This window comes from Shewanella sp. SM29 (assembly GCF_025654245.1).
Taxonomy (GTDB): Bacteria; Pseudomonadota; Gammaproteobacteria; order Enterobacterales; family Shewanellaceae; genus Shewanella; species Shewanella oncorhynchi.
In genome coordinates, this window is record NZ_JAKKRN010000057.1 from 1 (window position 1) to 9,307 (window position 9,307).

Here is a 9,307-nt window from a genome sequence, read left to right on the forward strand (position 1 = left end):
AAAAGGTATGGTTATAAAAGATAAAATGATTGTGCTTGTCCAAAACAGCGAGGCCATTCTCGCTTAGCCGTAAGGCTTCGGTTAAAAAGGGGTAAACAGACTCAAGAGATTCTTTTTCCATCGATTATTCCTAGCAATGACGCTTTTAGAGAAGATCTCCGACATGTTTAGATTAGCAGCGTTCTACACTAATCACAGCGTCTTTGTCTTTACCCCCATATTACCGCAACGGGATTGGCTCTACCGCGATGTAAATCCCACACATTCGGCAAATAAGCTTTAAAAACCAGATCCAATACTTTGATAATTTACGATTTTACGGCCAATTTACTGAGAAATATTTCAGCACTAAAAGGTTTCTGCATGAAATGTACCTCAGGGAATAATGCTAACTCAGGAATATCATCGCTATCATTAGCTGAAAGCAAAAAGAAGCGACAGTGATGCTCAAGCTGGGTATCACTGGCAAGGTTTTGTAATGTTTGTTGCATCTGTTTGATAAGTTGCAAGCCATTCATATCTTGTAAACGGTAATCCACAATAACAATATGTGGCAATGAGTGAATCAACATCTTAAGTGCTTGCGCGGCGTTATCAACACTGAAGGTTTGAAAATGATAGTGCTCTAGCATGGCTTTGCAAATCTCAAGGTTAAACAGATTATCATCTATGATTAACACTTTTTGTTGATCATATTGAATCGTTAATCGTTCTTTCACCTCGCTAAGTTGACAGGGAAAATGTAACAGCACTGTGGTGCCTTTGCCCTTTTGACTGCGCAACATAAACTTACCGCCAATCTGCTCAAGCAATCGATTACAAGTATAGAGTCCTAATCCCATGCCCGATGTTGTATATGAGTTAGATGCGTGCATAAAGGGATCAACTAAAGCGCGCTGCGCTTCCTTTGACATTCCCTCGCCAAAATCGCGGATCAGTACCCTAAGCATAGGACTATGGTCTTTATGGTTACATTTAAGGCGTAAGTCCATATAACAATGCACTTCGCTACCCGTACTGTATTTAAAGGCATTATTGATAATGTTCGTCATGAGTTGGAATAACTTAGTCCCATCGAGCTCGATAAACTTCGGCAGAGACTCATTCACGACAACCTGTAAACGTTTACCCGATGTCGCACTAAAAGCACGATAGTAATCCTCAATATTACTCAGATATTCGTGCAAATTGACTAAATGCCGATTCAATTTTAACTGCCCAGCTTCAGCCTTACTGTAATTCAACGTATTTTCGGCAACCGAGTAAAGTAAGTTAGCTGACCAGGTCATTTTATCGATAATTTCGTCCAGTTTTTGTGGTTGTGAGCGCGCTTTTTTTAACATGCGACTGTAGCCAAGAATGGCATTGATAGGAGTGCGGATCTCATGATTTATGCTGGAAAGTACTGCTAATCTAGATCGATTATCGAGCTTAATCTGCTCTACAATATGCTGATTTTTAGACTTAAAGTACAAAAGAAAAGACAGAGTAATACCAAGAGAAGCAATCAGTAAGATAATCACGATTAGCTCGACAACCTCTTTTTGTGGCACTTGATATTCTATGCGTAAATTTACCCGGGTTTGGTATCCAGGAATATCCAAAGTTCGGCTATCTGAGTAGCTAAACATTGAAAATATGCCTGTGGAAAACTCATGGTTACAGGATGAACTTTGCAATAACGATTGTTCAAATTGATAGCTAATACATACACCCTGCTCCTGCTCAATCCGCGCTAATATCCGCTGATGAGAAATGGCATAGACTAAATAAAGCGTATTAGGCCCATCGATATTAACAACCGCTAACGTGTAATCGGCAAGGCTAGCCTGAAGTTCCCCTTTACTATTCTTGACTAATTTAAGTGGCTTAAGTTCTGGCGCCATTGTCTGATCAGAGATATAGGCCAGTTCAAGTTCGGGGGTCAGTGTAAAAGCGACAGCAGATTTGATCTTCAGTAAGTCCTTAGCAAAAACCTCAAATTCCTGTGACGTTACCTCACTCGAAGCATAAAAAAACGATTTTAGCGCATCCAACATAATTTCATGTTGTAAGAACATATCCCGTGAAGAAGTAAAAACCGCTTCTGCTTTTTTATTGTAAATGGAGTCAAATTCATAACGTGAGTGGGACAAGGTTAACCACAGCACCAACAGAGTGACCCATAAGCCACTGAACATATTGATACAAGCGCTATATTTAAAGCTCATTAGCGTAATCCATTACGGCCTTTAGCAAGCTGCATAACTGATATTCAAACAGCTCTCGCTCGCAAACATCCATGACAGACAGCATATCTTTAAGCTGCAAGTAACGCGCAATACCCGTAAATTGATGTTTCAGCCCTTCAATACTGTCAGAGGACTCATATTGTTCTAGCTCAAGTCGCATTCGCTGTAATTCAGCAATCAGTGTCAATCGCAGTCGCGATTGCTGTTCTTGGCCGTATTGCTCAAAGAATACAGATAAGGCCTTTGGTAACTCAGTATTAGCATTCATACATTAGGCACTCCTATTATATTGAGCAATCCAATCAATAAGATAGCGACCTTCAATCGGGGGGCTGTACAAATAACCTTGGGCAACATCACACCCCAACTCAGAGAGAATTAACTCTATTGCACTTGTCTCAACGCCTTCAGCAACCACCTTTACGTGCATCTTCTGCGCAAGCGCGATGGTGGACTCTACGATGAGATAATGTTGGTGATTGATATCCATATCGGAAACAAAACTTTTATCAATTTTGATCTCTTTAAAGGGAATGGCATCAAGACGATCATAGGTAGAATAACTTTTACCGAAATCATCGAGGGAAATATCAATATTATTGATGATCAGCCGTGCAATTGAGTTAAGCACTCTATCTTGGTTAATGATTTCCTGTGATTCGGTGAGCTCTAAAATCAAATGGATTTGTTTATACTCACGACCACATTCGATGATGTACTCAATGAGTTCATCACAGGTCAAATCATCTGCGGTAATATTAATCGACAAGGCAAACGCCATTAATAACGGCTGGCGCGACCAACATTGCAATGCTTGGGAAATAACCATCCGCGAAAACAAGCTATTTAGCCCCTGCTGATTCACCAGTGGCAAAAAAACGTCGGGATAAATATAGCCATTGGATTGATCGCAAAGCCGCGAAAGCACTTCAAAACCGATGATCTCCTTTGTTTTAAGGTTAATCTTAGGTTGATAACACAAAATTAATTGTTCATTTTTGAGTAATTGCCGCACATTGATATTCGCCGCCATGTCTTGCACGATAGACTCATCTTGATGGACACGGGTTCTATCGTCGGAGGCGTCTAGCAATGGCGTTAAAATGTCATTCACATTGATAGGTTTAGCAAATACGCCAAGCAAGTTGAGTTTCAAACCCGTGATAATGCTATCCACCAGTTCTAAAGTCCGTTTATCCGAGGAGCTTATCACCGCAATCGGAATGACTGTAAATCGGGGCTCGGAGGCCAACATATTAATCACCGCAATACCGTCACCTTGATCCATTTTTAAATCTAAAATGACTAAATCAAGTTTTGCTTCTACAGCTAAGATCAGTTCAATTCCGTGATTACCATTACTGGCTTCATAGATCTCCACATTGTCCTCTGCTAAGTACTTATGGATATCAGCTTTCATGGTTTCTCTAATAAAGCGTTGATCATCTATGATGAGAATATTCATATATTGGTCTCTAACTGCATAAAGAAAATGGGATCGATCGTCTGGGATTTGGATGTAGGGATAACAGAAAGCTTGAGTAAATTACGATTCGCCATGACTTCTGTGCGACTGGAGAAAAACGAATAGTTTTTGACTGGTTTGAAGCCGCCTTCTATCGTTCTTACTTTAAATATGGGCAACTTAAATTGCGTCAATTTTCGTTTTAGTGACTCATCGCAGATATTAAAACTCAAAAACTTAAGTGAGCGACTCGTGGCCAATTCATTGAGATAAACAGACATCATATAATTTTCAATATAAGGCGTTACGCCAAAGGAGGAGAACACCATTAAGGTATCTGGCAAAGCTTGACTGTTATGGTTAATGACCTCAAATAAGTCCACCTCATCATTCATAAATTCGAGGGCAATTTTGCCTTGAGTGCGACAGAATAGACTGTGTCCAATGATTTGATCCCCAAAGCTAAAAGCCACCACCAATGAGAGTCCACGGAAAAAAGGTTGAGATAACTTACGGCTCACAAAGGATAAACGCGGGTTACTTTCATAAACCAAGCTAAGTTGCAGCAGGGTCATAAAATTTTGATGGTGGCTTTCGATAAACTCGACACGATAAGGAGTATTACGGTAGTACGGATGATCGCTGCGTTCTATGGTCGATTCAAAAAGGTTAATTAACGCTAAACCTTCGTTGATGAATTTTTTGTCCTCCCGATAAATATCAAACAGTTCAGAGCCAAATATTTCAACGATTTCAGACTGTTTAGCTAGGGATGGAATGTTAACTCCCCGCTCCCAACGGCTAATAGTGATGGAATCTAACATATCGAACAGGCAGCTTTTTTGCCTGAGCAGACTACATAAATCTTCTTGAGATAAATTATTCTCACTGCGGGTGTGTTTTAAGAAATTGGAGAATGTCTGTGCACTTGTTTTGCTTTGATAGGAGATAGGTGTACAAATCATATCGCGTTCCATCTGAATTTTTTATTTTATCTAGCAGCTCCATATACGTCTTATGGTCGATGTCATCTACTGGCTCTGGATGTCTAAATGTAAAAGTAATCCAAATGCGTTGAAGTTTCTCGATGAAATAAAGTCCAGTGATTTTTTCGTCACTCATCACTCAGTTCCTCCATCTCAGCCTTTTATTCACCACGTTTTTTGCAATAGGAAAACGAGTATAAATGCCATTGTTTATCTGAGACCATGGCACAGTCAAAAAAGCGATGGAAAAAAGTGTCTAGTTATTCGTTCGGTTAAATCATTGCATCATAGATAAAACCACAATCAACAGAACCCCCTATAAAACCGCATAAAATATAAGATTCACCAGCAATGGCCACAAAACGGTAAATTGAATATTTATGCGTTAAATATTCAAAATGCGGGATAAAACCTCGGGATTTTTCTCGCTGCACCGCGCTCCACCTGCATGTTTATTCACATTTGAAATAGGCAAACCGCGGCAGTATCAGCTTAGAGATATTACTAGGATAGTTTTTAATGGCTTATGGCTTAAGCAAGCCAACTGCGAAAATAAATGGGTAATTGGCCAGTCCAGCGTTTAAAGGAACGCCTATCATCACTGGCGTCGCTGAAGGATAAAGAAGTGGAATACATCTTGCGCAGGTGTAGCCAAGTAATACAGTGCTCTGATTAAACGGGTCTCATCAGCAAATATCAGCGAGTTGGGCAAACTTAAGTTATCCCGCATTAGACACAAAAGAATACCAGCCGCTAAGCCTAACCGCAGTTCGAATATAGTAGTGATTGACATATCCCTTGGCGCTGAATGACGGCAGCGCCGTTTGGCAACAGAGAATGCTGGTGGAGCAAGACGGCTAAAACTACTTACCCAATGATAATCCAACATTTAAATGGTTACCTTGGAGCTGTATCGTCAAACAACTTGACGTTAACTCTGGGCATTTAGCAGACTAAGATGAACAAAAGGCACAAAGTATAAAGCACAGGTGTTAGAGAAGGCGCTGGTAGTGGTCCTAAAAATGAGCAACCGGCACATCTGATTGCAAATTGATGAATTAACTGGTTATGCACTAGATATGCAAATCTAAAACTATAATCCCCGATATTTTTCTCACCTCAATGCAATAAAGTGAATAGTTAATCATAAAAAAGAGGTTAGCTGTATTCAACAGCTAACCTCTTCTCTTTAAATCAGGCGATAAATCAGATGTTCTATCATACAACTAGAGCCATGACTTCAAAACGACTCTTACAAAAGCTAACTCATACCAGAGCTAATTTTTTACGGGTACGAAAATAGCAAGTTGAGGCTAGTCACTGTAAATCACGAATGTAAAACTAACGCCTGTGAAAAACCATGCCCACTCAATTCGGCAGACATGGGATTAGCCGCGTTTAGTGCCCCACGGATCGTTATCATCCGTCGATGGGCTTGGTCCTGAACGTTCAGCCATTCTTGAATCGTTTCTTGGCTCGTTTCTGGGTTCGCTGCGGCGCTGTGAGTTGCTATTCGATGAACCATATCCAGAGCCGGTGCCACGTCCACCCGTAGGTTTTTTGCTTGAGCTTTTACCTGAGCCATTACCAAAGCTCTTACCTGAACCATAACCAGAGTTAGGACGTTTATTACCCGCTTCGTACTCGGCGCTGGCTTGTGCCTGCATTTTAGCGATAGATTCTATGGTGAGTTCCATCGGTTTACGCGGCGCGATACCTGAGGAAAAACCTCGTTCGCGTGGCTTAAGATCAAACTGCTCACCGACGGCTTTAGGCATACGCTTGAATCGATACAGGTAAAAGTTTTCCACTTTCTCCCGCGCCCACTCAGTCTTCTTGAGGAAAATAATACAGGCTTCAATGGTCGGGTTGGTGTTAAAGCAACCTAGCTTTAATGCTGCGTATAAAATTTTCCAGCCATAAAAATCGACTAACTCAGTGATCATTGTCTCGAGTTTGAGGCCGTGTAATGGGTTGTTCTGTTGCTCTTCAATCATGGGAATTCCAAGTTCAGCCCTATTGGCTGATTTTACAGTATTAGTTTACGGTTTTGAGTTGTTAAACGAGTGACTCAATTCGCTACTAAAATTCGCGATTAGAGAAATCACTCAAGTTATGAAGTCATGAGCCACTGACGTTGCTACGGCAATAGCATAGGGCGTTAAGCCTTATTGCTCGTGATGCTTAGATCTTAAATCTTAAGGACCTAAAGCCTCCAAACTGAGCCATTAAATATTAGCCGTAAAATCTGCTGCTCGACAAAACTGCGGGAATAATAACGGTAAATAAGCTAAACGCCTTCTTTTATTTGCGCTAGCGAGGTTTGGCATCGGCTTTAGGGCAAAGAAAATACACCGCAGCTGACAGTTTTAATCTGCATATCCACGATATCACGCTAACAGGTATGAACTCAGCATCAAGCTCAAACCCGTTTCAAAATTTTACCTATGATCCGCTGATGCCTTGGGTCAACCTCAAAATAAACGCAACTGAAACGGCTCGATTTATAGCTGCGCATCACATCCTTGCTCGCATCTTTAGCCCTTAGTCTGTATACTCCGCGACCTTATTATCCCAACTTTAATGTTTTGGCTTAGAGTGGGTGAAGCGCATGTTTCATTTTGAGGCTTGTTTGTCACAATCCCCGTTAGCAAATACCTAGGAAAGCTCCTTTGATCTCTACCGCGAACATCACGATGCAGTTTGGCCCTGAGCCATTGTTTGAAAACATTTCAGCGAAATTTGGCAACGGTCACCGCTATGGTTTGATCGGCGCGAATGGCTGTGGCAAATCGACCTTTATGAAGATCCTCAGCGGAGCGTTAGCGCCAACCTCTGGCAATGTGTCCATCACGCCCGGCTTAAAAGTCGGTACCCTAAGCCAAGATCAGTTCGCGTTTGAACAATACAGTGTGATCGATGCAGTGATCATGGGGGATGTTGCCCTGTGGAAAGTCAAACAGGAACGCGATGCAATCTACGCCAATCCGAATATGACCGAAGAAGATGGCATGCGCGTTGGCGATCTTGAAAGTGAATTTGCCGAAATGGATGGCTACAGCGCCGAAAGCCGCGCCGGTGAAATTCTGCTCGAAGCGGGTATTGAAGAATCTTTCCATTACGGCCTAATGCAACAAGTCGCACCGGGTTGGAAACTGCGGGTCCTGTTGGCACAAGCACTATTTGCCAACCCAGATATTTTGCTGCTCGACGAACCAACCAACAACTTGGACATACATACCATTAGCTGGTTAGAAGCCGAGTTGAACAAACGCAAATGCACCATGATCATTATTTCCCATGATAGGCACTTCTTAAATGCCGTATGTACCCACATGGCCGATATCGATTACGGCGAACTGCGCATTTACCCTGGTAACTACGAATACTTCCTCGCACAATCGTCTTTGATCCGTGAACAATTATTATCGGGCAACGCCAAGAAGAGTGCTGAAATCGAAGAACTGCAAGACTTCGTCAACCGCTTCGGTGCCAACGCATCTAAGGCAAAACAAGCCAGCTCGCGCGCGAAGAAAATGGACAAGATCAAGCTTGATGAAGTGAAATCATCAAGCCGTATTCACCCTTCTATTCGTTTCGATGCCGGCAAGAAAATGCATCGCCAAGCACTGATCCTCGAAGATTTGGCCCACGGGTTTGATGGTGAGCTGCTATTCGAAGGCGGCGACTTAATCCTCGAAGCCGGTGCAAAATTAGCGATTATCGGCGAAAACGGCGTGGGTAAAACCACTTTCCTACGTTGCTTAGTCAATGATTTAGAACATAATAAAGGCGTGATCAAGTGGTCAGAAAACGCATCAATCGGCTACTGTCCACAAGACAGCAGTGACGAATTTGATAATGACTACACGTTAATGGATTGGATGTCACAGTGGCGCCAACCTAAGCACAACGATCTTATGGTACGCGCCATGTTAGGCCGTCTGCTGTTCACCGAAGATGACGCGAACAAGAAAGCCCGTAACTGTTCAGGTGGTGAGAAAAACCGCTTGTTATTCGGTAAGTTAATGATGCAAGACATCAATGTGCTAATCATGGACGAACCGACTAACCACATGGACATGGAAGCCATCGAAGCACTCAATAATGCGTTGAAAGACTTTGAAGGCACTTTGATATTCGTCAGTCATGACCGTGAGTTTGTATCGTCACTCGCAACACGTATCATTGATATTAAAGATAAAAAAGTGATTAACTTCCAAGGCACTTTCGATGAGTACCTTTCAAGTCAAGCTGAAATGGAAGCGAGAAAAAGCGCGTAATGTTATTCGGCTAACTTACGCCGATTAACCGAGCGTTATCGCATTAAAGAGTCGTCATTGGTTATCCAATGGCGACTTTTTGTTGGGCTAAATCTGACTAGGGTCTGTTGATCTTTGCTGTACAAATGTTGTTCAGCAATACATCGGCAGCCACATTAACATAAACGCCAGTGACACCATACTGGCGTAATTTCTTGCTAGCTTGTCATATCTTGTTGATATTGCTCGATAGTGCTTAATTCTTCCAAAAGCATTCTCCACTAAATGTCGATACCGATATAAGCACCAATCGACTCTTTCTTGAGGTGTATTCTTATAGCGGCGCCTTGGAATGACAGATTT

The 9,307-nt window shown here is 42.0% G+C and carries 7 protein-coding genes and 1 pseudogene; 1 reads left to right on the forward strand and 7 read right to left on the reverse strand.

What is annotated here, in order from left to right:
* The 6 genes and pseudogenes from L5L77_RS22740 to L5L77_RS22040 form a co-directional block, all read right to left on the reverse strand.
* Positions 1–121 (reverse strand): annotated as a pseudogene (locus L5L77_RS22740) (GGDEF domain-containing protein); the annotation flags it as partial.
* Positions 122–308: 187 nt separating this feature from the next.
* Complete coding sequence (locus L5L77_RS22020; protein WP_263223416.1) at positions 309–2,210, reverse strand: ATP-binding protein; 1,902 nt, start codon at positions 2,208–2,210, stop codon at positions 309–311.
* Positions 2,200–2,499 carry a hypothetical protein gene (locus L5L77_RS22025; protein ID WP_263199470.1) on the reverse strand — a complete coding sequence of 100 codons (300 nt, stop codon included), beginning with the start codon at positions 2,497–2,499 and terminating at the stop codon, positions 2,200–2,202. Before L5L77_RS22025 ends, L5L77_RS22020 begins: the two co-directional genes overlap by 11 nt.
* Before the next feature lie 3 nt (positions 2,500–2,502).
* Positions 2,503–3,696, reverse strand: a complete 1,194-nt coding sequence (locus L5L77_RS22030; RefSeq protein WP_263223417.1) for an EAL domain-containing protein — start codon at positions 3,694–3,696, stop codon at positions 2,503–2,505.
* Positions 3,693–4,661, reverse strand: coding sequence for a helix-turn-helix transcriptional regulator (locus tag L5L77_RS22035; RefSeq protein WP_105253121.1), 969 nt, complete (start codon positions 4,659–4,661; stop codon positions 3,693–3,695). The genes L5L77_RS22030 and L5L77_RS22035 overlap by 4 nt, the downstream gene beginning before the upstream one ends.
* A gap of 1,409 nt (positions 4,662–6,070) precedes the next feature.
* On the reverse strand, positions 6,071–6,679 hold the full coding sequence (locus L5L77_RS22040; RefSeq protein ID WP_028759915.1) for a VF530 family DNA-binding protein: 609 nt from the start codon (positions 6,677–6,679) through the stop codon (positions 6,071–6,073).
* Positions 6,680–7,354: 675 nt separating this feature from the next.
* Between L5L77_RS22040 and L5L77_RS22045 the strand changes: the two genes are divergently transcribed.
* A complete protein-coding gene (locus L5L77_RS22045; RefSeq protein WP_131524739.1) occupies positions 7,355–8,965 on the forward strand; it encodes an ABC-F family ATPase in 1,611 nt (536 codons plus the stop codon).
* Positions 8,966–9,097: 132 nt separating this feature from the next.
* On the opposite strand, the gene L5L77_RS22050 is transcribed toward L5L77_RS22045, so the two are convergent.
* Positions 9,098–9,307, reverse strand: a 210-nt coding sequence (locus L5L77_RS22050) for a transposase (protein WP_263163063.1), incomplete at its 5' end; no start/stop codon positions are given.

What these genes read in the sequence shown, in the direction of transcription:
- L5L77_RS22040 (WP_028759915.1), bottom strand. Translation starts at nt 6,679, where the DNA reads ATGATTGAAGAGCAACAGAACAACCCATTACACGGCCTCAAACTCGAG.
- L5L77_RS22035 (WP_105253121.1), bottom strand. Translation starts at nt 4,661, where the DNA reads ATGATTTGTACACCTATCTCCTATCAAAGCAAAACAAGTGCACAGACA.
- L5L77_RS22025 (WP_263199470.1), bottom strand. Translation starts at nt 2,499, where the DNA reads ATGAATGCTAATACTGAGTTACCAAAGGCCTTATCTGTATTCTTTGAG.
- L5L77_RS22020 (WP_263223416.1), bottom strand. Translation starts at nt 2,210, where the DNA reads ATGAGCTTTAAATATAGCGCTTGTATCAATATGTTCAGTGGCTTATGG.
- L5L77_RS22030 (WP_263223417.1), bottom strand. Translation starts at nt 3,696, where the DNA reads ATGAATATTCTCATCATAGATGATCAACGCTTTATTAGAGAAACCATG.